The sequence below is a fragment of the Pseudomonas sp. Irchel 3E13 genome (genome assembly GCF_900187455.1).
Lineage (GTDB): Bacteria > Pseudomonadota > Gammaproteobacteria > Pseudomonadales > Pseudomonadaceae > Aquipseudomonas.
In genome coordinates, this window is the sequence record NZ_FYDX01000006.1 from 1 (window position 1) to 25,382 (window position 25,382).

The 25,382-nt window shown below is 58.6% G+C and carries 32 protein-coding genes and 2 pseudogenes; 15 read left to right on the forward strand and 19 right to left on the reverse strand.

Translation table 11 applies throughout. The features are described from left to right. The first annotated feature begins 189 nt into the window (after positions 1 to 189). The 4 genes from CKW37_RS32400 to CKW37_RS11040 all read left to right on the forward strand — a co-directional run bounded on the left by CKW37_RS32400 (position 190) and on the right by CKW37_RS11040 (position 3,096). Positions 190 to 411, forward strand: coding sequence for a hypothetical protein (locus tag CKW37_RS32400; RefSeq protein WP_143501978.1), 222 nt, complete (start codon positions 190 to 192; stop codon positions 409 to 411). 425 nt (positions 412 to 836) lie between these two features. After that, positions 837 to 1,019, forward strand: a complete 183-nt coding sequence (locus tag CKW37_RS11030; RefSeq protein WP_095155731.1) for a type II toxin-antitoxin system HicA family toxin — start codon at positions 837 to 839, stop codon at positions 1,017 to 1,019. A gap of 84 nt (positions 1,020 to 1,103) precedes the next feature. Then, a complete protein-coding gene (locus CKW37_RS11035) occupies positions 1,104 to 1,508 on the forward strand; it encodes a type II toxin-antitoxin system HicB family antitoxin (RefSeq protein WP_095155732.1) in 405 nt (134 codons plus the stop codon). A gap of 139 nt (positions 1,509 to 1,647) precedes the next feature. Beyond that, positions 1,648 to 3,096 (forward strand): SEC-C domain-containing protein, encoded by a 1,449-nt coding sequence (locus tag CKW37_RS11040; RefSeq protein ID WP_095155733.1) that lies wholly within the window; start codon positions 1,648 to 1,650, stop codon positions 3,094 to 3,096. Between the two features lie 3 nt (positions 3,097 to 3,099). On the opposite strand, the pseudogene CKW37_RS33185 reads toward CKW37_RS11040, so the two are convergent. Beyond that, positions 3,100 to 3,321 (reverse strand): annotated as a pseudogene (locus CKW37_RS33185) (hypothetical protein); the annotation flags it as partial. Positions 3,322 to 3,866: 545 nt separating this feature from the next. On the opposite strand from CKW37_RS33185, the gene CKW37_RS32405 reads away from it, so the two are divergent. The 3 genes from CKW37_RS32405 (at position 3,867) to CKW37_RS11055 (ending at position 5,522) form a co-directional block, all read left to right on the forward strand. Next, on the forward strand, positions 3,867 to 4,055 hold the full coding sequence (locus tag CKW37_RS32405) for a hypothetical protein (protein WP_143501980.1): 189 nt from the start codon (positions 3,867 to 3,869) through the stop codon (positions 4,053 to 4,055). Between the two features lie 410 nt (positions 4,056 to 4,465). After that, entirely contained in the window at positions 4,466 to 4,957 is a 492-nt protein-coding gene (locus tag CKW37_RS11050; RefSeq protein ID WP_095155734.1) for a helix-turn-helix domain-containing protein, read from the forward strand. Positions 4,958 to 5,006: 49 nt separating this feature from the next. Next, on the forward strand, positions 5,007 to 5,522 hold the full coding sequence (locus tag CKW37_RS11055; protein WP_095155735.1) for a hypothetical protein: 516 nt from the start codon (positions 5,007 to 5,009) through the stop codon (positions 5,520 to 5,522). Between the two features lie 323 nt (positions 5,523 to 5,845). On the opposite strand, the pseudogene CKW37_RS11060 reads toward CKW37_RS11055, so the two are convergent. From CKW37_RS11060 to CKW37_RS11135, 15 genes and pseudogenes are all read right to left on the reverse strand, one after another. Then, a pseudogene (locus tag CKW37_RS11060) lies at positions 5,846 to 6,120 on the reverse strand (hypothetical protein). Next, positions 6,117 to 7,097 (reverse strand): integrase domain-containing protein, encoded by a 981-nt coding sequence (locus CKW37_RS11065; RefSeq protein WP_095156093.1) that lies wholly within the window; start codon positions 7,095 to 7,097, stop codon positions 6,117 to 6,119. Before CKW37_RS11065 ends, CKW37_RS11060 begins: the two are co-directional and overlap by 4 nt. Before the next feature lie 905 nt (positions 7,098 to 8,002). Continuing rightward, positions 8,003 to 9,331 (reverse strand): integrase arm-type DNA-binding domain-containing protein, encoded by a 1,329-nt coding sequence (locus CKW37_RS11075; protein WP_095155736.1) that lies wholly within the window; start codon positions 9,329 to 9,331, stop codon positions 8,003 to 8,005. A gap of 307 nt (positions 9,332 to 9,638) precedes the next feature. Beyond that, positions 9,639 to 10,817: a tyrosine recombinase XerC gene (gene xerC / locus CKW37_RS11080; protein ID WP_095155737.1), complete on the reverse strand. Its 1,179-nt coding sequence runs from the start codon at positions 10,815 to 10,817 to the stop codon at positions 9,639 to 9,641. Continuing rightward, the gene (locus CKW37_RS11085) at positions 10,814 to 11,026 is read right to left on the reverse strand and encodes a DUF4224 domain-containing protein (protein ID WP_095156094.1); all 213 of its coding nucleotides are present in this window, start codon (positions 11,024 to 11,026) and stop codon (positions 10,814 to 10,816) included. Before CKW37_RS11085 ends, xerC begins: the two co-directional genes overlap by 4 nt. 88 nt (positions 11,027 to 11,114) lie before the next feature. After that, positions 11,115 to 11,663 (reverse strand): hypothetical protein, encoded by a 549-nt coding sequence (locus CKW37_RS11090; RefSeq protein WP_095155738.1) that lies wholly within the window; start codon positions 11,661 to 11,663, stop codon positions 11,115 to 11,117. A 12-nt stretch (positions 11,664 to 11,675) separates the two neighbouring features. Then, on the reverse strand, positions 11,676 to 11,909 hold the full coding sequence (locus CKW37_RS11095; RefSeq protein ID WP_095155739.1) for a hypothetical protein: 234 nt from the start codon (positions 11,907 to 11,909) through the stop codon (positions 11,676 to 11,678). Next, positions 11,906 to 12,319, reverse strand: coding sequence for a DUF2528 family protein (locus CKW37_RS11100; RefSeq protein ID WP_256587728.1), 414 nt, complete (start codon positions 12,317 to 12,319; stop codon positions 11,906 to 11,908). Before CKW37_RS11100 ends, CKW37_RS11095 begins: the two co-directional genes overlap by 4 nt. Then, on the reverse strand, positions 12,316 to 12,594 hold the full coding sequence (locus tag CKW37_RS11105) for a hypothetical protein (protein WP_143501982.1): 279 nt from the start codon (positions 12,592 to 12,594) through the stop codon (positions 12,316 to 12,318). Before CKW37_RS11105 ends, CKW37_RS11100 begins: the two co-directional genes overlap by 4 nt. Positions 12,595 to 12,673: 79 nt before the next feature. Next, positions 12,674 to 12,976, reverse strand: a complete 303-nt coding sequence (locus tag CKW37_RS11110) for a hypothetical protein (RefSeq protein WP_095156096.1) — start codon at positions 12,974 to 12,976, stop codon at positions 12,674 to 12,676. Between the two features lie 5 nt (positions 12,977 to 12,981). Further along, positions 12,982 to 15,684, reverse strand: coding sequence for a toprim domain-containing protein (locus tag CKW37_RS11115; protein WP_095156097.1), 2,703 nt, complete (start codon positions 15,682 to 15,684; stop codon positions 12,982 to 12,984). A gap of 8 nt (positions 15,685 to 15,692) precedes the next feature. Continuing rightward, positions 15,693 to 15,926 carry a hypothetical protein gene (locus CKW37_RS11120; protein ID WP_095155741.1) on the reverse strand — a complete coding sequence of 78 codons (234 nt, stop codon included), beginning with the start codon at positions 15,924 to 15,926 and terminating at the stop codon, positions 15,693 to 15,695. A 68-nt stretch (positions 15,927 to 15,994) separates the two neighbouring features. Further along, positions 15,995 to 16,234, reverse strand: a complete 240-nt coding sequence (locus CKW37_RS11125) for a hypothetical protein (protein ID WP_095155742.1) — start codon at positions 16,232 to 16,234, stop codon at positions 15,995 to 15,997. Beyond that, complete coding sequence (locus CKW37_RS11130) at positions 16,231 to 16,710, reverse strand: YmfL family putative regulatory protein (protein ID WP_095155743.1); 480 nt, start codon at positions 16,708 to 16,710, stop codon at positions 16,231 to 16,233. Before CKW37_RS11130 ends, CKW37_RS11125 begins: the two co-directional genes overlap by 4 nt. 30 nt (positions 16,711 to 16,740) lie before the next feature. After that, positions 16,741 to 16,941 (reverse strand): DNA-binding protein, encoded by a 201-nt coding sequence (locus CKW37_RS11135; RefSeq protein ID WP_095155744.1) that lies wholly within the window; start codon positions 16,939 to 16,941, stop codon positions 16,741 to 16,743. Positions 16,942 to 17,025: 84 nt separating this feature from the next. Between CKW37_RS11135 and CKW37_RS11140 the strand changes: the two genes are divergently transcribed. Together CKW37_RS11140 and CKW37_RS11145 are read left to right on the forward strand one after the other, a co-directional pair. Further along, positions 17,026 to 17,364, forward strand: a complete 339-nt coding sequence (locus tag CKW37_RS11140; protein WP_095156098.1) for a transcriptional regulator — start codon at positions 17,026 to 17,028, stop codon at positions 17,362 to 17,364. 87 nt (positions 17,365 to 17,451) lie between these two features. After that, positions 17,452 to 17,634 (forward strand): hypothetical protein, encoded by a 183-nt coding sequence (locus CKW37_RS11145; RefSeq protein ID WP_095155745.1) that lies wholly within the window; start codon positions 17,452 to 17,454, stop codon positions 17,632 to 17,634. A gap of 48 nt (positions 17,635 to 17,682) precedes the next feature. On the opposite strand, the gene CKW37_RS11150 is transcribed toward CKW37_RS11145, so the two are convergent. The 3 genes from CKW37_RS11150 to CKW37_RS33190 all read right to left on the reverse strand — a co-directional run bounded on the left by CKW37_RS11150 (position 17,683) and on the right by CKW37_RS33190 (position 20,849). Beyond that, a complete protein-coding gene (locus tag CKW37_RS11150; protein WP_095156099.1) occupies positions 17,683 to 17,943 on the reverse strand; it encodes an ogr/Delta-like zinc finger family protein in 261 nt (86 codons plus the stop codon). 73 nt (positions 17,944 to 18,016) lie between these two features. Next, a complete protein-coding gene (locus CKW37_RS11155; RefSeq protein ID WP_256587744.1) occupies positions 18,017 to 18,886 on the reverse strand; it encodes a phage portal protein in 870 nt (289 codons plus the stop codon). Beyond that, a complete protein-coding gene (locus tag CKW37_RS33190) occupies positions 18,798 to 20,849 on the reverse strand; it encodes a terminase large subunit domain-containing protein (RefSeq protein ID WP_095155747.1) in 2,052 nt (683 codons plus the stop codon). Before CKW37_RS33190 ends, CKW37_RS11155 begins: the two co-directional genes overlap by 89 nt. Positions 20,850 to 21,020: 171 nt before the next feature. On the opposite strand from CKW37_RS33190, the gene CKW37_RS32785 reads away from it, so the two are divergent. From CKW37_RS32785 to CKW37_RS11190, 6 genes are all read left to right on the forward strand, one after another. Then, positions 21,021 to 21,938 (forward strand): GPO family capsid scaffolding protein, encoded by a 918-nt coding sequence (locus tag CKW37_RS32785; RefSeq protein ID WP_095155748.1) that lies wholly within the window; start codon positions 21,021 to 21,023, stop codon positions 21,936 to 21,938. A 1-nt stretch (position 21,939) separates the two neighbouring features. Then, the gene (locus CKW37_RS11170; protein ID WP_095155749.1) at positions 21,940 to 22,962 is read left to right on the forward strand and encodes a phage major capsid protein, P2 family; all 1,023 of its coding nucleotides are present in this window, start codon (positions 21,940 to 21,942) and stop codon (positions 22,960 to 22,962) included. After that, positions 22,959 to 23,702: a phage terminase small subunit gene (gene gpM / locus CKW37_RS11175; RefSeq protein WP_095155750.1), complete on the forward strand. Its 744-nt coding sequence runs from the start codon at positions 22,959 to 22,961 to the stop codon at positions 23,700 to 23,702. Before CKW37_RS11170 ends, gpM begins: the two co-directional genes overlap by 4 nt. Before the next feature lie 95 nt (positions 23,703 to 23,797). After that, a complete protein-coding gene (locus CKW37_RS11180; RefSeq protein ID WP_095155751.1) occupies positions 23,798 to 24,259 on the forward strand; it encodes a head completion/stabilization protein in 462 nt (153 codons plus the stop codon). Then, the gene (locus tag CKW37_RS11185) at positions 24,256 to 24,702 is read left to right on the forward strand and encodes a phage tail protein (RefSeq protein ID WP_095155752.1); all 447 of its coding nucleotides are present in this window, start codon (positions 24,256 to 24,258) and stop codon (positions 24,700 to 24,702) included. Before CKW37_RS11180 ends, CKW37_RS11185 begins: the two co-directional genes overlap by 4 nt. Then, positions 24,692 to 25,372, forward strand: coding sequence for a phage virion morphogenesis protein (locus CKW37_RS11190; RefSeq protein ID WP_095155753.1), 681 nt, complete (start codon positions 24,692 to 24,694; stop codon positions 25,370 to 25,372). Before CKW37_RS11185 ends, CKW37_RS11190 begins: the two co-directional genes overlap by 11 nt. The last annotated feature ends 10 nt before the right edge of the window (positions 25,373 to 25,382 follow it).

A 25,382-nucleotide genomic window follows, 5' to 3' on the forward strand; every position in this document is an offset into this window, starting at 1 on the left:
CTTTCTCGGTCACTTGCTTGACCGCTTCGATCTTGAATTCTTCGGGGTAACGCTGACGACTCATGGCTCCTCCTATTTGGGCCTCATTATGAGGCTTGGAGGTGTCTACGAAACTAGGGGCGATTCAGTGTTTCATCATTTGGAACGACTAAATGGGTCGACTGCTGTAGTTTAGACAAGGGGGCAGTCATGATCGATGAGAAAAAGGGGACAGATTTATTTCTCGCCGGAGATCAATGGACGGCTGAACCCAAACACTGCCCCTTAAATCGTGCGCACTCTCGAATTCCAACGGAACCCCAAAACGAAAAAACCCGCCAAAAGGCGGGTTTTTCGGAGGTCCCAGAGATGTCAAAAGCCTTCTCTGAACCCTTATATGGTGCCGGCACCATCGAACCCGGGACCTACTGATTACAAGTCCAAATTCGCAGCCAGTGTTCACAGTGAAAATCACTCAATCCGTTGTTTTTATTGGATATTGACGGATATTTGGGCCGCATATCCGTGCTCGATGTGGACACTATGTGGACGCTCTATACCGCACTTTCCTTCACTCTTTTTCAATTCCTTGCACACCGTGCAATGCCTCTCACCTGTCTTGCACCCACGGCGGGCCTGATCCGCGCGCCCGTGGCACCGTACCTGGTCTTTGCACTTTTTTCTGACGCAGAGCGCGTCGGCGGGAGGGGGATAAGTGATTTTCTCGATCTTTTTTTTCCGCGCTGCAGGTTTTCTAGCTTCTCGCTCAGGCGTGTGTATCGTGTGTATAAAATAGTTGCTCATGTGCTCTCCGGTGTGTATCATACACACCATCGTTAGGCAGAAAGGAGGGCCGGATGCGAAGCAGAGAGGTGATTGAATTGATTAAGGCGGATGGTTGGTACGAGGTGGCAGTGAAAGGTAGCCACCACCAGTTCAAGCATCCAACGAAGGCTGGCCGGGTAACTGTTCCACACCCTAAGTCAGAGATCGCTGTAGGAACGCTTCAAAATATCCTGAAACAAGCCGGCCTCAGGTGAGGCCGGCAACACCTCTCAAGTGCTCGGCCCCTTGTGTTACCCGGACTGTGCTACCCAGTCCACCAATCGTTAGAGGTTCAGAAAATGAAATTTCCAGTAGTGCTGCACAAAGACGCTGATTCGGACTATGGGGTGACTGTGCCCGATGTGCCGGGCTGTTTCTCGGCAGGCGCCACTGTCTCGGAGGCTTTAGAAAACGCGCAGGAGGCGCTTGCTCTTCATTTTGAGGGCTTAGTCGCTGATGGTGACCCGCTTCCCCAGCCTCAAGAAGTAGATGTCCATATGGGTAATCCTGACTATACCGGTGGGGTGTGGGCTGTAGTTGATTTCGACGTGACACCTTACCTGGGCAAAGCTGTTCGCTTCAACGCTACCCTTCCAGAGAATCTGCTGCAGCGGATTGATGACCTGGTGAAGAGAGATCATCGCTACGCTTCCCGTTCTGGTTTTCTCGCTACTGCCGCATTGCGAGAGCTATCAGTGGCTTGAGTCAGTAACTAAATAACAAGGGCGCCAAATGGCGCCCTTGTTATTTGTGAATGGTGATAACCAGCTAACGAAGCTTGTGCGTTTTATTTGATTATAGTATGAAGTGCTGCACTGCCCACATTTGAGTCAAGGAAGAATTATGCTCAAGCCAATAGTTAAAGAGCCAAGTGTAAATGAAAGTGAGAGGATTTTAGCAAAGGTTGCTAATAATAATTTCTTTAGCCTTTGGAGTTATCCTAGTCTCTTTCGGTCCGTTGGTAAAGGAAAGGAGTTGGCTGACTTGACTATATACTTTGACAATACGTTGATCTTGTTTTCAGATAAAGGGCAGGTTAAGTTTCAATCTCAAAATGAAACGCTTTTGGCTTGGAGTCGGTGGTATAGAACGGCAGTAAAGGAATCAGCAAAGCAATTGCATGGTGCGGAAAAGTTTGTCAGAAATTTACCGGATCAAATTTTTCTCAACAGCAAGCTCGTGGATCAATTTCCTTTTGATATATCAAATAAGGATCTTAAGATTCATCTTGTTGCAGTTACGCGGGGTATTACCAAAGAAGCAAAGAGATATTTTGATAGTGTCAAGCCCGGTAGTAGTGGCTCCTTGGGATTTTGCTATGCTATGACGGAGAAAGAGATATTACAGCATCCTTTCTTTGTAGGGGATGTAGACCCAAGTCAGACTTTCGTGCATATCCTAGATGAGTCAAGTATTGAGCTTTTACTTGAGGAGCTGTGCACGCCCTCTGACTTTATCCATTATCTCGAAGCCAAAGAGCAGGCTGTACGGCGGGGAGGATTGGTAGTTAGCTATGGTGAAGAGGAGACACTCGCGCACTATTTATTGCATGAGGATAAGCATGGATTTGGAGCGATTGAGGGAGGCAGTTACGAGAAATTTATAATCCCTGAGTGGCAATGGCGAGAGTTCAAAGGCTCTATCCCTTATGGCTTGCGATATGAACTTAGAAAGTATGCAAAAATTTGGAATAGTTTAGTCGCTCGTTTTTCGGACTGCGTCGTGAATGCGACGGTTGGCGAAGGCGGACATCTGCCTCTTCTCACGCATGCAAATGCCATTCAGGTTTTGGCCTCTGAAAACGTTGTTTCCAGTGCGGTATTAGCCAAGGCGCTATTTCAGAAATACGGCACAGTTCCCGAAATGGCTAGGTCGGCTCGTATTGTCTCGTCAACAATGCAGCCTGGAAGGATATATGTTTTTATTTTTTTTCCATGGGATACGGATTATAAAGATTATGAAAAATATCGGGAGGCCAGGCTTGAGTGTATGGGGCTCTACGCGCTGGTCGCACGATACAAATATCAGAAGGCCAAAGAGATTTTAGTGTTTGGTTCTGCAACCAAGGGCGGAACTCCGGGGTCGGAAACAATATTCGTGGTGGATAATTCCGTTCCACTCGCCGGCGAAGAGCGACTATTAGCTCAACGAGTCATGAAAAATGAGAACATACTCAATAGCGTTACCGAAAAACGGACTTCACTACCCGGAGGCGTAGGCAGAAATGAATTATGCCCATGTGGGTCCGGTAAGAAATTTAAGAAATGTCATTATCAAACTGGTTTCGCCTGATGTTCATGAACGCTGCAAAGTAATCGACTTCAATTGCGCTGCTAACTGCTGTGTGTTCGCCGCCTCGATCGTGAACGCCGCTGCGTTATTCGGTGGTGGACTCGATGCATGAACGTGTGCTGCGATCTGTGTGTTCATGTCCTGGACTAGGTCCAGCAGATCACACAGCACCTGCAGCACGTTCACCCCTTCCGACCCTAGCCAGGTCTTCGGCGCAACGCTCCGGGGAAAAAGGGGACAGATTTATTTCTCGCCGGAGATCAATGGACGGCTGAACCCAAAACACTGCCCCTTAAATCGTGCGCACTCTCGAATTCCAACGGAACCCCAAAACGAAAAAACCCGCCAAAAGGCGGGTTTTTCGGGGTTCCCAGAGATGTCAAAAGCCTTCTCTGAAACCTTATATGGTGCCGGCACCAGACGAACGGTTGCTTTCGGCGAGGCCAGGTTTTCCGGGCGTCTGGAATTTGGTGGAAAATTTGGCGTACCCCAACTAGTAACTATAAATAAATCAGCTAGTTATGGCTTTCTGTGGAATCGAACCCGGAATGCGGGATGCTGAGTAAATTTCGCGCCGGTGTTCTGGGCCGGCCGCTGGCGATCCTTTCCATTGCCGGAGGCTTGTCTCTGGTCCACTTCTTACCCTTTGTGCACAGGCCCAGCTAACGAGGAGTTGAACTATCGCCGCGCCAAGATAAATCCTGCTGATCAGATTCGATCCGAAGTCTGTCGTGACGGCATATTGGTCCAAACCGACGGAGGCCTTGGTCATGAGCGCAGCAAAACAGTTTCACGCCCAAATCGATGGCAAACAGATTCAGGGCTGGGTGGTGAAGGACGGACGCTCATACCTAGCTTATGCGGATTTTCGCGGAAAACAGATCGTTGTCCGTGGAAGTTCCGAACCAAATGCCATTAGCAAATGGCGTGAGGAAGCCAACTACGCAGCTAACGAATAGGACATTCAGTTCCAGGCGAGCACCCAATGACCCCTACGACCAGAAAAAACAAGCCGATGATTGCGAAATATGGGGCTTGAGTCAGTCGTAAAGCGCGTCTATGAGACGCCTTTTGAAAAAAAACTCAGAAAAATCAGTTTTTTTTTCACGATAGGGGAGGCTTTTATGACCCCCACTGGAGGCGTGGATGTCTTCCTCCTTAGAGGCGTAGCTTTCTCCCTCCAGGAGACATTGTCGACTCCCAAAACATACTCATCGCTAAACACATCCAACTTTGAAACACATTTAGCCAATCGAGACACAGTAAACTTAACTTAAGGGGCTGACACAGGCGCCTCCCCCCCCACCGTTGCCAGCCCTGTTTAGAGCCACCATACTCCAGCCAACGGTAAATTAAGGGGGATCAGGGGATGACTAAGTTAACGACAACGGTGAAGGCGAAAAAGCCGGCGCCGGTAGAAAGCAAGGAAATCGAGAAACGGTGGGGAAAGGATTTGGTAGCGGCGGGATGGACAGCCATTCCCAATGTGCTTTTCGACTGCTCACAACAACTGGGGCTGAAACACCTGCATATCGTGATTATTCTGCATCTGGCCGGCTACTGGTGGCAGGCGGGCAATGATCCTTATCCGACCAAAGAGACCCTTGCTAAGAAAATTGGGGTAACGGCCCGGACAATCCAGCGGTCAATCGCCGAGCTTGAGGAAATGAAATTCATCACTCGACACGCCCGAAAGTCGAAGTTGGGCGGTAACCTCGCGAATCGCTATTCCTTCGATGGGATCATCGAGGCCGCTACCCCGTACGCTAAAGCCATCGTGGACGCGCGCGAGAAGCAAAAAGCTACTGGTGACGGCCGTGCTACACGTAAAAAGCCAGCCACTTTGGAATTGGTCAAATAAGAGGACAGCGGTGGACGATTCAGTCGTCGAACCCAAAGGAAGTACGACGATGAAAAAAACCGCCACACAACTGGGTGATGAAAGCCTGGCACATGCCTTCCGTGAGTTGATGAGCGTCGTCATCAGCATGCGCGAGGCAGGTGTCGAATTGAGCCAGGTGCAGCATGCGCCTGAATTCACCTACTTGCTGACTCCCAAGCAGTTTGACCGGATAAAGCGTATTTGCCGTGAAAAGGGCTGGTCGGAGCCAAACCGGAGGGGCATTTTGATTGACCTTCAAGCCATCGCTCATCCATTGGATTCTCGCGAGAGCAAAGACCACTGCACCCCAGAAGAAGCTTTGCAGATCCTGGTGAACGCGTACTGCGCTTACAGCCAGATAGGCTTGAACAAGCCCAAGCATGCTCAGGGTATTCTCTTTAACACCGGCAGAAAGGTCAGCGTAGGCAACGGCAGCTATTACGCCTTGGCGGTCGTAAAAGTATGCGAGGACGGGGCTATAAGGTACTTGGCCCCGGTTACTGCGTATCACGCAACCGAGGCCAAGATCCGAAACATTAAGTGACTACGAGGAAGGACGGCCTCGAAGGCAAGTCTCCTGCACTGAAGCAGAACAACCCATATGCCTGCGATTTCCCTTCATATGACCCTGGCTAGCCAGGCCTCCGCAGCTCCGCCGACAAATTTTCTGCTGTCTGCGTAGTCGAGATCAATGTTAAGCAAGCGCTAAGCAAATTGCAAACATTTCTCCCCCTCCAGTCCCCTACGCCTCCCCCCTAGATCCCCAGAATGTCATCATTTGGCTCGCTCGATGCCGCCGGTTTGACTCTCTTTCAAGCACATCAGGTGATGCTTGGACCGGATAGCCGGCTCTCAGCGTGGTTCCGCTTAGCGGTTGAATTGCCAGAGTTTTCCTAGGCGATGAGTGAGCAATTGCAGGGTCAGCAAATAGTAATAGCGCGTCGATTCAGTGTGCTGGTTTAAGTGGTGATTCAAAAACCACGCAAGATGTTTTCTCTGCAAGTCCATGGATTGTCGCGTTGCCAGCGTTCAGCGATAACTGTTTGGATAGTCTTCGCCTGACGAAGGTGGCGCTGGCGTGTGGTATGTGACCCGGTCAGGATGCCCGCCAAGAACAGCTCCATATGGAATGGCTTGCTCATGCTCGGCCACCGATGTAAGCCGATACCACGCTGATACGGCCGTGCCCCAGCTCATAGCTGATTTGCAGTCGGGCCTCCTGATCAAGGCGTCGGTCGAGCTGGTAGCAGTTGCCGCCGTAGATGGGCGCAAGATGTCGAGTGATTTGCTCATAGCGTTCGCACGCGTAGGCTGCCCGCAATTCGTGGAAGCCTTTGAGGTTGTGCTGATGGAGGATGTCCCGTGCGGGGCGGACGATTCCCTGCAAGAAATCGAGGTAGCGTTCGTTCGGTGCAAGCAGGTTGCGGCTACCGTCGGGCGAGACCTGTCCGGCAAACCTCAGTGCGTCACGAATATGATCATTTACCGTAATCCAACGAGGTGCTGATGCGCCTGAACGGCCACCTTTGGTGCCGTCCTGGATGTTGATCTTGCCAAATTGTTTGGCTTCACGTTTTAGACGGGGAAGGTCGGCCAAAATCGCCTCGCGCAAGCGCATACCGGTGGCTCGGGCCAATTGCACAATGGCTGCGGCACGGAGTAGTTGGTCTTCGCACAGTGCGTTGACGACCCCCTTAACCTGTTCAAGATCCTGGCCTTGCGGTGTTGATATTCGGACGGTGGTGCGCTGCATGCCCAACGCCTTGCTCGGGCTCGGCACTTTCATATACTGATCACCGCGAAGCGCGGCCATGGTCCGATTCACACTGGACAACCGGTTTTGTGCGGTTGCGATGGTAAGGTCCCCGTTCTCAACTTGCTGACGCAAATGTTCGGCATAGTCCAACAAGGTCTGCCGATCAATCTGCCGCGCATCGTTAAATCCTGGTCCATCCTCCGACCGACACCACCGAACAAACGCCTGCCAGCGATCACTGTGCGCTTTGACCGTCCCGTAATGCCCACCGCCAAACAGATCTTTCAGCGCTTGCGGCCCCGCATAGCTCAATTGCCGGCCATAGCCAAAATTGCGCCCATCCCGTCTACCTACCAATGCCATGATCAAACCTCTCAAAGCCAAAACCTTTGAAACCTTCCCCACGTCATCCCGCCTAGGATGTTGAGTGTTATCAGGGATCAAGGCCCCTGCGGCCTGTGAGGGTTGTCCACTGACGCGGGACTGGCGGCTCTTTACGGCCGGGAGCTTGGGCATCTCATGATCTGACCTCCTGAGCACTTCCGAAGAAGTGGGCGGGTGGAGGTTGCGCTGGCTGACGAGACCAGTGCCGCGAGATCCTGAGTCGGGTGAAGGCAGTGAAGCGATGACCGGGGCATGCCTGACTGTCAGTCAGGTGCAGTCCATTCCGTGGGCTGCGGCACCATCATCTGCATCGCTGTTGCTGGTGACTTTTCGGTGTTTGTCACGCCGATTGTCACAAAGGGGAATGCCGCAAAGCCTTGTACGAGTTGGGCTGCAGCAGCGGTAGGAGCGCCCGTCTCTTTCCGGGAGAAAGAGACGGGCGCAGGTTGGCGCAGTGAAATGGCCAAGCGGATAGGTTGCTGCAGGGCAGCTGGGTAGGGGGATGTATTTGCGCAATGGCAATGATCTGAAGTTGGCATCCATCACTCGGTGAGTGACCGTGCGAGCCGCCGGACGCTAATCGCACTTTGGGAGAACCACCACGGTGTGGCGTAGCCTCAAAGGCTCTGGCTACCTGGGTTGCTGTCAACGACAGCGCTTTGCCCGATCTTTTCTACGCCTGTGGATAATTTGGGTCAAGGCTCGAATTTTCGGGAATTCTACGGCTGTGGATGAAATTATCCACCGGTGGAAATCTGTGGTTTTCCACAGACAGTTTGCGTGGGCTTTAGCTTTTTTAAATGAGGTCCATCCAAGCAGGGCGGCTTTGCAGCCCCGCTTGGATGGACCCGCGTGGAAGGGCGGACTGCGGTGATCTCATTGGCTTACCCGCGTTTGGATGCGCCAGGGCTATTTTGTAGGGCGGTAATGTTATCGCCGACGGGATGAGCGAATTCGTGAGGCGTTACATGTCCGCTGCGGTTGGCATCGATGTAGTTGCTCCACCACGCCATGATCAGCCGGCGCTGCTCCAGAAATTCAGCTTTGTGGATATACGCGGCGCGCACGCGGTTGCGTTCCTTGTGACTCATTTGCCGTTCGATGGCTGCGTCGGTCCATAACCCGGACTCCAGCAGGGCGCTACAGGCCATGGTCCTGAAGCCGTGGCCGCACACGTCCTTGCTGGTGTCATAGCCGACGTTGCGGAGCATGGTGTTCACCGTGTTCTCGGACATGGGCTTCCAGTACTTGTGGTCGCCCGGTAGCACCAACTCGGAAAAGCGACTCAGGCTGCGCAGGCGCTCCAGTATTTCGATGACCTGCGGCGATAGCGGAACCATTTGAATGTCGCCGTTCATCTTGGTCCCACGTGTGGAGTTGCGTACTCCTTCAATCGGTGCGCGCGTATCGGGGATTTCCCACATGGCGCGTTGAAGGTCGAACTCACTCCATCGAGCGAAGCGCAGTTCGCTGGAGCGGACGAATACATGCAGAGTCAGCAGCACAGCAAGGCGCGTTAGCTCGCGGCCGTTGTAGTTGTCGATACGGTGTAGCAGTTCGGGTAGGCGGTTGAGGGAGAGGGCCGGGCGATGGACTGTGCGCGGCGCGTGAATCGAGCCTGCCAGATCCAGTGCAGGATTCATGGTGATCTGCCGAGCCCTTTTGGCTCCGCGCATGATGGTGGATAAGTAGTTCTGTACCCTTAACGCCACATCCATGGTGCCGCGCTCCTTGATGCGCTGGGTGATTTCTAGCAGGTCGTGGGTATCAAGTTCGGCGATGGGTCGTTGGCCGATCAGCGGGAAGACGTGGGTGCGCAGTCGGCTCATCACGGTTTTTGCGTGTCCTTCTGTCCAGCGACGAGACATGTCGGCGTGCCACTCCAGAGCAACGGTTTCGAAAAGCAGTGCCGCCCGCTGGGCTACGATCTTGGCCTTCTTCTTTTCTTCCATTGGGTCGAGGTTGTCGAGCAGCAACGCCTTGGCTTCGTCTCGCTTACGCCGTGCGACGGAAAGGGTAACGATGGGGTAATTGCCGATGATGAGCGTCCCTTCCTTGCCGCTGGGCTTGGTGTACTTCAAGCGCCAGGTCTTCACGCCATTGGGTTTGACGAAAAGGTACATGCCGCCGCCGTCGAACAGTTTGTAGGCGCGTTCGCGGGTTTTTGCCGTGCGGCATTGCAGGTCGCTGAGGGGGATCGCTAGACGTGGCATAGGGGTACGCGCTCCTGACCGGGAAATCGCAGTACCCCTAACATACCCTCGGGGAAGGGGGATTTTGTTGGATCCCGACAGAGGGTCCTGGAACGAAAAAACCCGCCAAAAGGCGGGTTTTCGGGGCTTCCAGAGCATTCGGTGGAATGCAATGGAGCCTAATGTGGTGCCGGCACCAGGAATCGAACCCGGGACCTACTGATTACAAGGCACCTGCGCTCAACAGTGAAATCAAGGACTTAGGTTGCATCCTTGTTACGCACGCACACCCGGAAACCTAGACTTTTCGGGGGGCTGCACGCACTTGTTACGCATGGGGAGGGGAGGATTTTGGTGTGTTGGACGGGTTTACCAGGGGGAGGCCTAGATCGTAGATGTCGAGCATTGCCTCGTTGCGGTGGCCGCTGGCTTGCTGCTTGTCGGCGCGTGTTCCGTGGGTATCGGTGATACCCCGCCGCTTTAGGTCATGCAGGCCATACCGCTGCTCTTCGAGAATCACCCCGACCTCGATCGCCTTGGCCATGAAGCGCTGCCACGCGGTGTCGAGGCCTGACTTGCCCAGGGCAGAGCCGTGGCTGTTCACAATGAGAGGACGGCGGGAGGGGTGAAGGTGGGCAGGGAAGTTGCGCTGCATCCATATGCTCGCGCGCAGCTGCTTCGCTTCGTTCCACACCGCTCGCAAGCGTGGAGTCCAACGCACGATGTTGTCTCGGCTTCCTTTACGGCGGTTGGTCTGGACGCCCTCGTCCAGTTCGTTCGCGTCAGTGAGGGTCACAACCTCGATACCGCGCAGCCGGCAGAGGTAGGCCAGCTCCATCACGATGCTGAGGTAGGCAGGGCAAGCACCCGGTATGTTGCGCGGCAAGCGCCCCATTACCTTGGCTCGGCCAATCAAGGTTTCCATCAAGTCAGCTGCAGGCAGTCGGCGCTGCTTGCGTTCGGCTGGCGCCTCTACGCCCTGGGCAGGGTTTTCGGTCAGGTTGCCGATGCCGCGGTTCCTGCCCCACTGCAGGAGCCGCCGCAAGTAGCGCAGCACGTGAGCCGCTTTCGACGGCGTGCCCTCGTCGGCGATCTTGTCGACCAGCCGCTGGATCAGGGCAGGGGAGAATCCTCGCACCGCGAGCTCGCCCAGCGGCTTGCCCATCCTGGTTTCCTGGCCGACGAGTACGTCGCGGCAGTAGTTGTAGTCGGCCTGGGTACTTGGAGCGAGCTTCTTGAACTTGGGGCTGTCGTGGAACTGCTTGCACAGGAAGCGCAGGGTGTCCCGGTCAGGATTACTGACTTCGTCCATGATGCGGTGCAACTCTGCCAGCGTTGCGTCGGCCGGAGCGACATTGTGCCGGCGTTGCTTGCCGTTCTCGTCGCGGTGCGAGGTGTACCAGATCCCGAACCCACGATGGTCAAAGTAAATAGCCGCGGGGAGCGCGGCTTGGTCGATGTGGCTGGGAATGTGCGGGTTATGCTTCCGCTTGCGGGCCTTTCTCATAGGATGTCAGCGTCGTATCGCTCCGAGTGGCCGGGGGCGATGCCGGCGGCACGGTTGATCAAATCAATGGTAGTCCAGGGCCCGGTTCTGCCGCGGAACATGCGAATGCCCTGCTGGACCAGGGTTCGCTCTACGTCCGATCGGCGCTGGTAGCCGGTGATGCGCTGCAGGTCCTCGAAGCTGAGAACGTCGGTAGTTCCATGCGCCATGATGCGTCTCGCAAAAGCACCCGCCGACATTGTTGTTCAATGCCGGCGGGGTCGTTATCAGAAGTTGTGATCAGACTTTCTAGGGTTGTTACGCCGGCGCGCTGCAGGGGACCAGCGGCACTACTGCTTGGCCCGTCAGCTCCGCGTCTCGCTCAGCCTCGGCCTGGCTCCACCAGATTGCGGTGCCAACGATCCAGGCGACAGCATTGTGAGAGCCAGCAGGTCGGGCGTCGCGGGCTGCAGTGAGATCAGCAATGATGCTCTCGTAAGCGTCAACGCCTTCTCGCAGGATCTGGAGCTCCTGCAGATGCAGCTTGCGCTCTACCTCCAGCCTCTTGACCACCACCAGGCACTCCTGCAGACAGCCGTTGTACTGCTGTGCCATGTCCCAAGCGTTGTAGATGTCATCACCGACAACGGGCAGCTCGGAGTCGTCGACAGGTTCTGGCATTTCGCTGGACACCACATCTGCGATCCGGGGTGGCTGAGGTGCTGCAAGCACCATCGCTTCGTAAATTGCATAGAGGTTGTTTCCACCCGTGCGCTCCATGTACTCACGGGCGGCGTCGGCGCCGGCTTGTTCCATGTCCTTATTCGCTTTGGTTGGCAGAACCAGCCACTGAACGTTGTTCGTCATTTTTTGCTTCCTTCAGTTACTGCGCTGGGCGGTGTATTGCACAAATTGATCGGTGCTGGTCCGGCTTGCCGCGAACAGATCCGGTTGGGGCAGCTCGAAACCGAGCTTCTTGGCCAGGGCGCGGGCGGCCTCTTCTGCGCTGATAGTGCTGCTGGCCGTGGTCTTCTCGCCTCGTGCACGAGCGATGAAGCTGCCACTGCTCAGGCGCACGGTAATGACCAGGTTGTCGGAACGATGCGTGCTCACGCGCTCTCCTCTGACATGGCCAAATCCTCGAATCCGGGCTGTGCGATCTCGGCACCGACGACGCGAATGCCGCAACGGCCGAAGTCGTCGCCCTCGATCATGCCGCCCCAGCCTTCGCTGTCCTGGAGAACGTTGGAGGTCTTCTTGCAGTACCAGGTATCCGCATCACCGAAGTCAGCACCGCCGTCCTCGAGGATCTCGCACATCACTTCGAGGCCGGCCAGGCGGATCACGGTGCGGACTACGTCCCCGCTTTCCTGATCCAGCCGATCCTCTGCACCGGTCCAGAAGCTGTTGATCTGTTGGGCCAGCTCGACGGTGAGCCGATCGAGGTCGACCTCCAGGGTTACCTCGAAGTCCTTCCAGGTGTCCTTCACCTTGAAGCGCTTGATGTTGTTCGAAGTGGTCATGCGTGGGCTCCTGGTGCGGAAAGGTTGTGTGGTTGGCCAGCGTCGTAGCGGGCGATCAGGGTGGCGACGAGCTGGGCTTCTGCGCCATCGAGCACGCCAAGACGTTTGGCCATGTCGGCCGCGCCTTCGAGGCGAGCCCGGCTGACGTCGGTACGGTGCACCTGGTGGTCGACCAAGGCGGCGCCGACGACGCCGATGGCCAGCAGGCGCGGGGTGTGGGGCATTGCGGGTGTGGTAGGCTTCGCGGTACCGCTGCTTTGGGTATTTGGGTTCATCGCTCTTTCCTCTGTGGTGGTTGGCGTCGAGGAGGTGCAACTCCTCGGCGCCGTTCATTCGCCGGCGTTCGCCGGCCTTTCACCTGGCGCCGCTTTCTCGCCGTACCAGGTAAATCTCCAAGCCCTGCAGCTCGCCTTCGTCGTGGAGGCAACTCCACTCCAGAACCGCCTGCACTTGCTCCGGCGAGCAGGCCATCACCAGGATTTCCTGCTCACCGCGGCCAGCTCGCACTTCCAAGATGTCCAGCAGGCCCTGGACTGCGTATGCCTCGGCCTGGACGATCGGGAGGCGTTTGGCCGATGGGACGAGCTTCTTGGCGAACTCACCAACCTGGTCTGTTGCCTGTCTTGGTCGATGGCTGCTGATAACTTGCACCTCCATGGCCATCACTCCCGGAAAACGAAGCAACGGACGGTCGATGGGATGCTGGCCGTTGGCGCGGCCATCGCCTGGCGGGCACGGATCGCGCTTTCCACGCGCTTCTGGTCTGCCAGGCACTGGTGGGCCCTGCAGTCTTTGAGCAGCCGGCGCAAAGTCCCCAGCTCCGGGATCCGCTGCCGGTATTCCGTTGCCACTTGCTGGAACTGGTTGAGGTTGATGGCGATCTCGCCGGTCTTCTTGCTGTGGTTGACCAGGGGGGCTTCTGGCAGCGACTCAAGGAAGTCGTACACCTGCCAGAACTCGTTCACTTCCTTCGGATCGGTGGTGATCGCCGCCTGGCGCTCGCCGGCGGCTTTGACGACGTACTTGCGGCAGGCCTGGACCATATCGCTGGGCAGATCGATGACCAGCTGCAGGCAGTCGAGCAGCGCGAGCATCATGGCGTGGTTCTTGATGACCCGGTCCGAGGTCAGCTTGCGGGCGCCCCACAGTTCAGCACGGTGCTTTGGGTACACCTCTGCGAAGCGCTTGAGCACCTGGTGCTCGGCTCGCATCGCTTTGACCATGAAGTGGCTGACGTCCTCGAGCTCGGTCTGAACGATCGCGTCAGCGGCCTTACGGCTCTCGTCGGTGATGGTCGGTTTGAGGAACGGCAGGCGGAAGATTCGGCTGATGATGGCCTCATGACCGGTGACGATGGCGTTCTGCGCGATCACGATCGAGGCGCGGAAGGGCGGTTCGTAGGTGTCGTTGGTGTTCGACTTGACACCACGGGTACGGAGCGTGCCGCCGCCGTAGAAGTCCTTGAACTGGTCCCACTCGAAGGCTTTCGCGTTGTCCTCGTTGGTGTTGCGGTCGGCCTCCAGCAGCACCAGGGGCAGGTTGGCCACCTGGCCCATGGCGCGGCTCAAGCCAGAGAACGAGCTCTTGGCCGGGTCGAAACCCTCGTACAGCCGCCCGAACAGCTTCCAAATGAACTTGATCAGCGTGGTCTTGCCTGAGTCAGGTTCGCCGGACATCTCCAGGAAGGGGAAGCTCTCATATTCGGCGCGGATCTGCTCAGCGAACAGCGACCCGAACCAGTAGGTCAGGGCAAGTACTCCGTTCTCGCCGAAGCAGGTCCACAGGTTGTTCAACCAGTCTTCGCGGTAGTCTTTGGCGTCCAGGGCGTGCTTGATCTTCACGGATTTCATGAGGCACTTGACCTTGTGTTTGCCGAACTCGAAGTAGTCTTCGTCGTTGGCCTTGTAGATGGAGCCGTTGTGAATGGCGATGTCGTTGAAGATGTAGGCCTGGTGCTCGCGGCTGTACCCAAGAAAGTCGATCGTCTCGACGGTCTTGAGGCCCTCGGTCTGCCGCAGGATGATCTGGTCCAGGTGCTTCTGAGAGCCCAGCCAGGTCGTGCCGGAGTACATCAGGCGGGTCTTGAACTCGCTGCTCGAGGAGATCTGCTTGGGGGTGAAGGTGTAGTTTGCGCCCTTGTCGTCGTCGGACTGCGCCACCTGGAAGTAGAACCAGGCCTCGTTGGTGACATCGCTGACCTGCTTGTACAGGGCCTTGAACCGGCAGTTGGCCAAGAGCTTCAGGCCACAGACGTTCTGCAGCACCTTGCGGCGGGCAGCCTTGTCATTCAGCAGCTGGTCGTCCTGTTCCTCGCTACGCTCAAGCCGGCTCTGCTCGTCCTCGAGCTTCGACAGGTCGAACTTGGCCCAGTAGGTGTTGTTGCCGAAGTCGAATGCGAACTCAGGGAATCCTTCGTCCCACATGTACATCAGCAACGCCTTCTCCCGGGGCGTTGGGGCCAGCAGCAGATCCCCCTCATGGCGTGCGGCCGCGAGATCACGCTTGCGCTTGTGGTCGCGGGCCTGGCCCTCGTCCTCGAACTGCCAGCGCTGATGCAGATCGTTCCAATCGACCTTCCTGTCCCGTTGGGGGATCAGCGCTGCCTTGCACTTGAAGCCCAGCTCGCTGGCCATTTTTGCCCAGCGCTGCAGGTAGCCGCGGGCGGTCGGTTCGTTGTCCAGGGCCCAGACCAACGTCGGCAGGTTGCCGGGTCGCTGCTCCACCAACTGCTGCAGCGCCTCCATGGGGAACAGCACGCTCGACATTGCAGCCACTGCGCTGATGTCGTTCTGCTGCAGCGCCACGGCGTCGAAAATGCCCTCAACGATCCAGAGTTCTTTCACGCTGGCCAAGTCCACGCTGGGCGGACACCACCACTGTCCCTGTGGGCTGTACTTCGGCTTGAATCGGGCTTTCATCTTGCCGAACCGGCTCGGCCGATCGATCAGCCGCTCCCAGTAGCCGCCGTTGGGCATGGCGAACCGGATCGTGGCGCTGGACTCGTTCGTTTCGTGGTTGACGTAGTTTTCCTGGGTGAACCAGCCGGTCATCTTCCCGGTGTCCAGGCCCCGGGCGAACTCCAGGTATGCGCGGGCAGTCACCGTAGGGTCGTTGTCAGTAGCCGGCGCGCGTTTGCTCCAGTCCTCAAACAGATCCTCGTACAGTTCCTTGACGTGCTCGATGTGGCCGCAGCGCTCAGGCCGGCCGCAGCGGATCTGCCAGGGCTTGTCGTAGCGGGCGTACAGCTCTTTCTTGCCGCAGGCAGGGCAGACACCGCCGCGCATGTAATCGGTGTTCACACGGTGTTTCAGGCCGAAATCACCTTCCAGGCGCTGGAGCACTTGAGTGCGGATATCTTCATTCATCATTTCGACTACTTCGCAGTTTTAAGGCCGTAGGTAAGCGCGCCGATCAGCCGGCGTTGCGCTCCCATGACAGGGTTTTTCAGGACGATTTGGGTGTGCCGGTCTTCGTCCGGCACGTAGCGATAGGTATCTGCCCACCAGTGTTCGGTGAGCGCGGCGCGGTATTCGGCCTTGAGAGAGGCCAGCAGCGCGCTGGCCTGTTCGGGGCTCATTTCGGCCTTGATCAACACCTTGTTCTCCATGAACACCTCGATTTCGGACGCAGCTCACCCAAACCCACTGCAAGCGGGGGAGGGCGTTGATTTACGGATTAGGTGCGCGGGATGCGCGGGAACGGGCTATCAGCGGTGCCCAGGGCGAGATCGGTCATGGCCAGATGCACGGCTTTCTGAGCTGTCGGGACCGAGACGTTGTGGTCTGCCACCAGATGACCAACGGTGCGGACGAACAGTTGGTTGTCGCCGCTCAGGTGTTCAGCCTGGTGACGCTGCAGGTAGCGCATGGCGAACGTCTGGAGCACTTCCTGGTAGTCGGGATGGGGGCGGTTCATGCTGCCACCTCGGCGCGTGCACGGTGCAGCGCGATCGCTGACAGCACTTCTGTGTGACGGGCTGACATGTGGGCGTCATGGGCGCGCATGATTTCGTCGGCCTCGGCCTGCGAGATCGATCCATCGGCCAAGGCCTTGGCAATCTCCAGATCGACAGCCCCGCGCTTGGCAGAGGTGACCATCGACATGGCGTAGAGCTCGATGTTGTCCAGCTCACCGACGTCGGCGACCTTGACGAAGATTCCGCCGTACAGGGCGGCGATGTAGTCGGGAAGAAAGGTGGTTCCAGTGGTCGCTTCGAGCTGGCGGACCTGGACGTCGTAGAGAGGGCGTGTGCTGCCGTTCTCGTAAGCGTGGTTGTCGAAGTGCTTGAGGTTTACACCGAGGTCAGCGGCCGCTTGGACTCGCCCGCCTGGATAGGCACGGATGATCTCTTTCATCACGTCCTTCCGGGTCTTGAGAATCGAACTATTCATGTTCTGTTACATCCCTGATGGCTAGTGGCCTTAACCTTCGATGACACCGTCCTTGATCCCCAGGAGTACCGCGGCGCGGTGTGCCTCCCCCCTCAAGCCCTTGATGCGACCGTTCAACAGGTCGCTGACCAAATTTTTGTTCAGACCATGAAGACGACTGAACTTAGCAATGCTCATACCCTTTCGATCAAGCGCGGCGCGGGCTTGCTCAGGCGTAACTGGCGCGGGCATAGTGTTTGTTCCTGTTTAGTTGTGTTCGTCTGTGGTGATTCTTGGTCAAAAATTTATTCACGTCAAGGCGCGATGGTCAAAAAAATGCTAATCGCTGATGGAGTCAATTTGCGGCTCAGGGAAGAGCGTGAGCGGTTAGGTCTTTCTCAATCGGACTTCGGTGCCTTGGTCGGTGTGAGCCGTGGCACGCAAAAAAACTATGAGGTCGGCAGTGCGGGGGGCTCGATGGACCTCAAGTACATCGCCGCCATAGAGGCTGCCGGCGTTGACGCTCGCTACGTGATTACGGGTACCAGATCCCTGGGCGACGGATTGAGCCCTGTCGAGGCCGAAATCATTGATCGGTACCGTCGGATCTCGGAGCAAGATCAGCGTGCGCTCCGGCGATTCCTCAAGGCTATGTTTGACGACGTTGAGGAGTGATCTCCCGCCCATTGGTCGCTTCCCCCTGTAAAGGTCACTACCTGCCCCGATAACGCCATTCCGCATTGCATATCAAGGAGTTAGCGCATGTTGGAATTGGCAGTAGCTGGGCAAGAACGTGTCGAGGGTGTCGATCTGCAGTGGCCGAATCTGAGTGAACATGAACGCCGGTTGATCCGTCGTTTTCGCCAGATGTCCGATCTGGAGCGGCACCAGGTGCGTCGGTTGCTAGACCAGTTGGCCAAGCACCCCGAGGACTCTGAAAGCTGAGTCCTTTCCCCCGAAAACATATCGCCGACTCAGTGTCGGCGATTCCCTTCAAGCCACAGCCTGTCCCTTCATCAGGTCCATCAACTCTCGCTGCTGATCGGCCGGCAGGCTCCTGAACCGGTCCACCAGGAGCGTGTCCAGGTGCTGCGCTGATGGTCGCAACGTATGTGAAAACGCCAGGGTCGAAACCCAGGTGTGGCCGCACTGGGCATCCAGGCACTGGCAGTACAGCTTCACGTACGTCCTGGTAACTTCTTCTCGCGAACTGATGCGCCCTTTGTGGCCGCAGGTCGTGCAATAAATCCGCATGTGTCCCTCCCCAGGGTTTATTTGCGCCATCATTATGCCGTCACGATCCCGTTAGATCACTGCATAAAGCCTGTTATTCAGTGGTCGTTCCTGTTTCTTTCGGTTCTTTCCAGTTGAACCGCCGGTCTTCGCGTAGGCATCCATTGGCCTGGCTGAACAGCTGGCAGATCGGCAGGATCTCGTTGCTGGTGTACACACGATCGATCTTCTCGATGTCGCCGAAACCGCCCGTGTTCTCGGGGATGATGCCGGCCAGGGCGGGGTTCATCCGCCAGGCGGCGATCACGTCGTTCCTGGTGATGTTCTTCACCTTCTCCAGCTCGTCCTTCGCCTGGAAGTCGCCGATCGGGATGATCTTGATCGCGTTTTCCGCGCCGCCCGGGATGTTCACGAACATCGAGCGGAAGTTGCCCACGCCCTTGCTCGCGGAGATCTGCGTGCGCAGCTCGTTCTCGTCTTCCTCGGTCATGTCCGGGTCGTTGGTGTAGAAGATGTAGCCGGCGTGCGCGCCGTTGCTGTAGTAGCGCCGGCGGAACAGGGTCGCCGCCTCGTTGAGCAGCAGCGCCTGCAGGCCGCCCAGGTAGTCCGGGATCCCGTAGATGTTCTGCTCGACGTCGTAGTCCATGACGTGCTCGATCTCATGCTCTTCGAAGTCCTCGAACTCGTTGTCCGGTAGGAGCATCCGGAAACCGCCGTCGACCTTCTTGCGCATATTGATGGCCATCAGGTGCTCCAGCTCCAGGATCTGCCCGAACGAGTTAGGCACCCGGTAGAAGTACGCCTCGCCGAACACCATGTAGTCGAGCGAGGCCTTGGCCATTGTCTGCGCGCTGCAGCCCTCGGACGGGACGAATTCACGCAGCAGCAGGTTGCGCTTGAACTTCGGAATGGCGCCGTGGTGCGCGTTGGCGCGCAACAGCTTGGCCAGGCCCGCCCGCGACACCGGTGGCTTGTAGATCTCGCCGTCGTCGCTGGGGAACACGCCCAGGTACTCGCCGATGTTGCCGGTCAGCACCTGCTCCGGCGCTCCGAAGGTGAACATCCTGGTGGGCTGTTGCGAGCGCGCCGCCGGCGCGGCCTTGGGTCGTCTGTGTCGTTTGGGCATTGGTTCCGCTCGTGACGTAGCGGCTACGGCGCCGCTTGTTGGTGTTCAGGGGTTCGTTGTAGAGGGCGTGCATGATCGACCAGGCGATGTCCGCGTGGCCGGTGGCCTCGGTGCGGGATGCGCTGAATGTGATCTGGCCGCCGTTGGTGGTGCCGCGCTTGATCGTTAGGAACGCCTGGGCGATGTCGGTCCAGCCGGCCTCCCACTCGATCCGGCCCGCTTGGATGACGTCTTGGGCCTTGAGCACCAGCCTAGTCTTGGTCTCCAGGCTGTAATGGATCTGCATGACCCGTGGGTAGAAGTCCTTGACCAGGTCGAAAACGCCGTAGCCGACACCGGTCGTGTCGATGCCGATGTGCTGAACGTTGAAGCGTTCGGTGATCTTTTTGACCTGAGCAGCCTGGAACGTGAACGACTGGCCTCGCCAGCTGTGCTTCTCCAGGATACGGAACTTGCCGCCCGGCTCGTCCGGAGGGGCAACCACGACACAGGTCGCGTCGTCCCGGGTACGGCTTGGGTCGTAGCCCACCCATACCGGCCGATTGCCGAAGGGGCGATCATCGTCGGGCAGGAAGTCGTCCCACAGCGTGAGGTCGGAGTAGCAGTTCTCCAAGTCCTTGAGACCGAAGGCGCTCTGCGTGCTGTCGATGAACTTGCAGTAGAACAGTTGCTGGAACTTGTCGTCGTCGTACTCCAGCTGCAGTTGCTCGACGTCGAACAGGTCGCATCCGCCGGCGATCGCGTCGTCCAGGGTGATCGTCTTGCGCCATTGGCCGTCCGGGCACAGGGCACCCTGCGTGTACGCGGCTTCTTCCGGCCAGTTGCCGGCGATCTTCTTGCCGCGCTTGCTGTTGCGGAAGGCCTCGCCGGTCCAGAACGGATACGCCTGGTGCGATACCGCGCTGGGCGTGGAAAAGTAGGTCTTGCGCCATTTCTTGTGCGTGCCCATGGCGCTGGCCACGGTGCTCAGCTTCTCGAAATCGCGGATCCAGAAATATTCGTCGACGTAGACGTGGCCGTGGTAGCCCTGGGCGGTGCTGCTGTTGGTGCTGAGGAAGCGCAGCTCGGCGCCGTTGCTGAGGACGATCGGGTTGCCGGTCAGCTCGATGTTGAACCAGGACTTGGCGAAACCAATGATGTAGCTGCGGAAAATCTCGGACTGGGCGCGGCTCGCCGACAGGAACACCTGGTTGTCGCCGGTCAGCACGGCGTCCATGAAGGCCTCGCCGGCGAAGTAGTAGGTCAGGCCCACCTGGCGAGACTTGAGGATGTTCCGGATCCGGCGGGTGAGCGGGTTCTGCTTGGCCTGGAAAAGCTCCTGCTGGTACCGATACATCTTGGAAATGAACTTGTCCAGGAAGTCGACTTCGGTCAGCTGGCTGATGTCGTTCTTCTGCACCTTCTCACGCTTTTTCCCCTTGCCGCCCCGGCGCTCGCGCTGGCCGTCGTCCTGGTGCGGCCGGCCTTCCAGTTCCTCTCCGTTGCTGGTGTCCCTGGGCGGTGCCGGCGCCGGTTTGCTCGACTGCTTGAGCAGGCGTTCTCGCACGGTCGTCAGGCGATCCAGCTCGTCCAGGTCGCCCTTGGTCAGCGCCTCGGCTTTTTCGAGGATGAGCGTGATCCGCCGGCTGACCGCAGTCAGCGGTTCCTCATCCGTCAACATCTCGTCCCAACTGTAGGTCCGGATCCAGTGATAGATGATCCGGACGTTTGGCAGCTTGAGCTGCGCCTGGATCTCCTTCACCGAGGCACGGCGCAAGTAGAGGCGTTTGGCGGCTTCCTTGACTTCGATCGAGTAGTTCATGGGCCGCAGTCTATGCGGCGATCGGCAGCGAAACGCCCGGAAAAAATCCGCGTTTCTCCTAGATTTGGAAAGTAGGAAACACCCGGAATCAAAGCGTTTGGCCGGGCTGTTTCCGGTGCCTATGGTGGGGGCCTCTGACCTCGTCGACCACCACCGAGCACCGTCCCGACCATGCCACGTTCCCTCGTCTCCTACTGGAAGCGCGTAGCCCTCAGCGGCCCAACCTGCGACGGCCGCGAGATCCTGCCGCAGGATCTGCGCGACATGGCGGAGACCTACACCCCGGCGACCTATACCGCCGTGATCTGGTGTGACCATGAGCGGTGGCCAGGCTCCCACGGCACCGTCTTCGCCCTGCGCCTGGATGACACGTCCGAGGACCTGCAGCCGGGCCAGGTCGCCCTGGAAGCGCAGCTCAAGCCCAACGACAAGCTGCTGTGGCTCAACGATCGCGGCGAGAAGCTGTTCACCAGCGTCGAGATCACCCCGAATTTCGCTCAGACCGGCAAGGCGTATCTCACCGGCCTGGCCGTCACCGACGAGCCAGCGAGCCTGGGCACCCAGGAACTCTACTTTTCGAACAAGACCAGCAAGGCCTCGTACTTCGCCGCCTCGCAAGAGCTGGGGCCGCTTGAAGGCGAGCCAAAGGGGGAGGTCGGCAAGTTCATCAGCCTGCTGACCAAGCTGTTCAGCCGCTTCGCGTCGACCAATGAACCCACCGAAACAGAACCCACCCCAACCGAGAGCAAACCCCCAATGGATGAAGCTACCGCCACGGCCTTGAAGGCCCTGCTGGCTCAGCTGCTCGTCGTCGCCGCCGGTATCCAGGCCGTGATCGAGCCTGCCGCCGAAGAAGCCGCCGAGCCTGACCAAGAACCGATCGACGACGTTCAGACCGCGGTCGATGAAATCGTCGCCACTGCCGAACAGGAGCGCGAGTTCGCCCGCAAAGGTGGCGGAAACAAGGCCGTCCTGGCTGCGATGGAAAAGCTGCAGAAGCAATTCAATGCGCTGCAGAACACCCCGACCGGTCGCCAGTTGCCGCGCACCTCCGGCCCCGCTGCTACTCACAAGAAGCGGGTGCTCTGACATGGCCCGCTCCCTGAGCGCCAATGGCGCGGAACACTTTGCCCAGTTGCAGCGCGACATGGCTGAAAGCTACGGCGTCCAGTCGGTCAGTAAGCATTTCAGCGTCGAGCCGACCATTGCCCAGGAGCTGAACGACGCGATCACCGCGAAGGCCGACTTCCTGGAGCGGATCAACGTGGTTCCAGTCTCCGAGATCAAGGGCGAGAAGGTCTTTATCGGTACCAACGGCCCGGTGACCGGCCGCACCAACACCAAGACCAAAGCCCGTGAGCCGAAAGACGCTTCCGGCCTGGACGACACCCAGTACGAGCTGGTTTCGACCGAGTCCGATGTCGTCCTGCGATACGAGAAAATCGACGCCTGGTCGAAATTCCCGGACTTCGCGCAGCGCTTCTCCACCGCTGTGCAGAAGCAGATCGCCCTGGACCGCATTACCATCGGCTGGAACGGCACCCACGTGGCTGTCGACACCGACATCGACCAGTACCCGCTGCTTCAGGACGTGAACAAGGGCTGGCTGCAGCAACTGCGCGAGCAGGTCCCCCACCAGGTGCTCAAGGAAGGTGCCGTGGGCAGCGGGAAAATCACCATGGGCGCTGGTGGCGACTACGCGAACCTGGACGCCCTGGTGCACGACGCCAAGCAACTGGTTGACGAGCGTCTGCGCGAGGCCGGCGACCTGGTCGCGATCATCGGTTCTGACCTGCTCGCGGCTGACAAGGCCAAGCTGTACAGCAAGCAAGGCGACACTCCGACCGAAAAGGAGCGCATCGAGCTGTCCCAAGTGATCGCTACTTACGGCGGTCTGCCGGCCTACAGCGTGCCGAACTTCCCTGTGGACGCCGTCTTGGTCACCAGCTTCGACAACCTGTCGATCTACTACCAGGATTCGAGCTGGCGTAAGTCGACCGTCGACAACCCAAGCCGCTCGCGCACCGAGGACTACAACAGCCGCAACGAGGGCTACGTGATCGAGCAGTTGGAGAAGGCCGGCCTGATCGAGAACATCGAGGTGCTGAAGTGAGCCTGGCCCTGGCGCACAAGCGCCGGATCCTGGCGGGAGGAGTGGCCGCCTTGGCCGCTGCCACCGCCGCCGACGCGCTGCCGTACTCGCCAGGCGAGGCCCTGAACAGCCCCGCGAATGCACGGAAGCACCTTGCGCTGCTGGAGGCCAGCCTGGATCAGGATCTGGCGCGCCTCAGCGATATGTCTGGCCGAACTGCCGCACGACAGGATTTGAAGCGCGACGAGCTGCTGCCCAAGTACCAGGACTATATCGACCGCTACCTGGCGGCTGGCCTGGTTTACCCGAACCGCGTGTTGGTCCAGGTGATGATCTGGCTGTTCGACACCGCCCAGCTCGACGATGCCCTGGCGCTCGCGGACATCGCGATCGAGCAAAAGCAGGTCATGCCCGAGGGCTTCAAGCGCCGGGATATCCAGACCTTTGTCGCCGATGCGATCTGTGAGTGGGCCTACGACGAGTACAGGGCGGGCCGCAGTCCCGAGCCCTACCTGTCGGACCTGGTGCACCGCGTCGATGGCGAGTGGCAGGTGCCGGAACAGATCCCAGCCAAGTACCACAAGCTGATCGGGATCCGCGCAATCGAGGCCGAGCCCAAGGACTGGGCCACCGCGCTGCTGCACCTGGAGCGTGCGACGAAGCTGTATCCGAAAGTTGGCGTGGACACCCGGATCGATAACTGCCGCAAGGCGCTGGCGAAGGCTGAGGCCGTGAAGGCGGCTGCCGCCCGCACCCCATAACGACTACCCCCCCCAGCGGGACCCGTGAAACGAGTCAGCCACTTGTGGCCAGCCTCGCGGCAACGGTGTTTCCCGCCCTTTTCGAGTGGCCAGCAATGAGCTTTTCAGGCAAACCCACCACGGTCGTAGATCAGACCATCGAGAACAACGGCTTTTGGCCGCACATCTCGCTGGCTGAGTACCAGAAGGCGTATCGCCTGCCGGGCGAGTACCTGGGCGAGGTGCTGGTCACTCAACTTGAACTGGCGATCGGCGACGTCAACAACGACCTGCAACGCCTGCAAGATGCCTGGCAGGAGCTGGGCATCACCGAGGTGGCTACCGCTGACACGCTGTTGCTGCCTGAGCGCGCCTTCAAGGTGAAGCTCTACAAGCGCGCCGTGTTCTGCCGGGCCAAGGCCACGGCCCTGACCGACTTTGCCACGGTCACCCGCCGCGAGGTCGCGGAAAACACCGGCAAGGAAGCCCCGGAGCGCGCCGACACCTACCTGGCGTTCAGCCAAGCGGCCGTCCGCGCCCTGCAGGGCCGCAGCCGCATCACGGCGACGTTGCTGTGAACAAGCTGCAAGGCCTGACGGCCTACCTCCTTGAGGCCAACCTGGTGATGCCCGAGCAACTGGATAGCTGGGTCGACCAAGTGAACCTCGACTTGATCTGGAAGCCCACCGGCGCCGGCGGCATGCACATGGGCGACATGCGTTACCGCGCCGTCCTCGGCCTGGAGCGCTTCACCGGCAACCCGTCGCTGCTCATGGCCCTGGTCGGCTGCTGGCTGGAGTCGAACGACTCCGATCGCGGCGACGACCTGCCGGTGCCAGCCTTTGTCGTCGAGCCCTTGGACAACGACGTGTTCGACGTCGAGCTGACCATTGAGTTCGAAGAAGAGCAGCACCTGGTCGAGGATCCGGACGGTCAGATCACTTCCGGCGGCAAGCGATACGGCCTCGGCCAGGCCGAGCTATGGGTTGCCGAGCATGGCGAGGTAAAGCATGGCGCGTAGCACTCTCGACCTGGACGTGCGCGGCCTGCTCGACGCCCAGGCCCAGCTCGACCTGCTGGCCTTGCCCCCGAAGATGCGCCGGCGCCTGCTCAACCGCCTGGGCAAGAGCGCCCGCAGCCTCAGCCGCAAGCGCATCCGCAGCCAGCAGAACCTTGATGGCTCCCCGTTCGCGCCGCGTCGTGATCCCGACGCCGGCAGGAAAAAGATGGAGGCCGGCCTGGGCAAGCTGCTGCAGGTCACCCGCGTTGACGCGGATGAAGTCGTCCTGGGCTGGAAGAACAACCTCACCAGTTGGGTTGCGGCGCAGCAGCACAACGGCGCCTCCGAGCGCCGCACCGCGCAGCAGATGCGCCGGTGGAACAACGTCGAGGAAGGCGCCAAGAGCACCGAAAAGCAGGCCAAACGCCTGCGCCGCCTGGGTTTCCGCGTGCGCATGGCCGGCAAGAAACGCCTTACGCGCCCGCCAGTGGCCTGGATCCTCGCCAACGTCAGTTTCATGCAAGCCGGCGTGCTGATCCGCGTCCTCGATGAGGAGCGCGGCGAGTCAACCGGCGCCCAGAGCTGGGAAATCAAGCTGCCCAAGCGGCAGTTCCTGGGCGCCGGAAACGAGCAGGAGAACGGCGAGCTGCTGCGTCACCTGCTGGACCAAATCATCAATTCACCCCGCTAACGAGGCATTA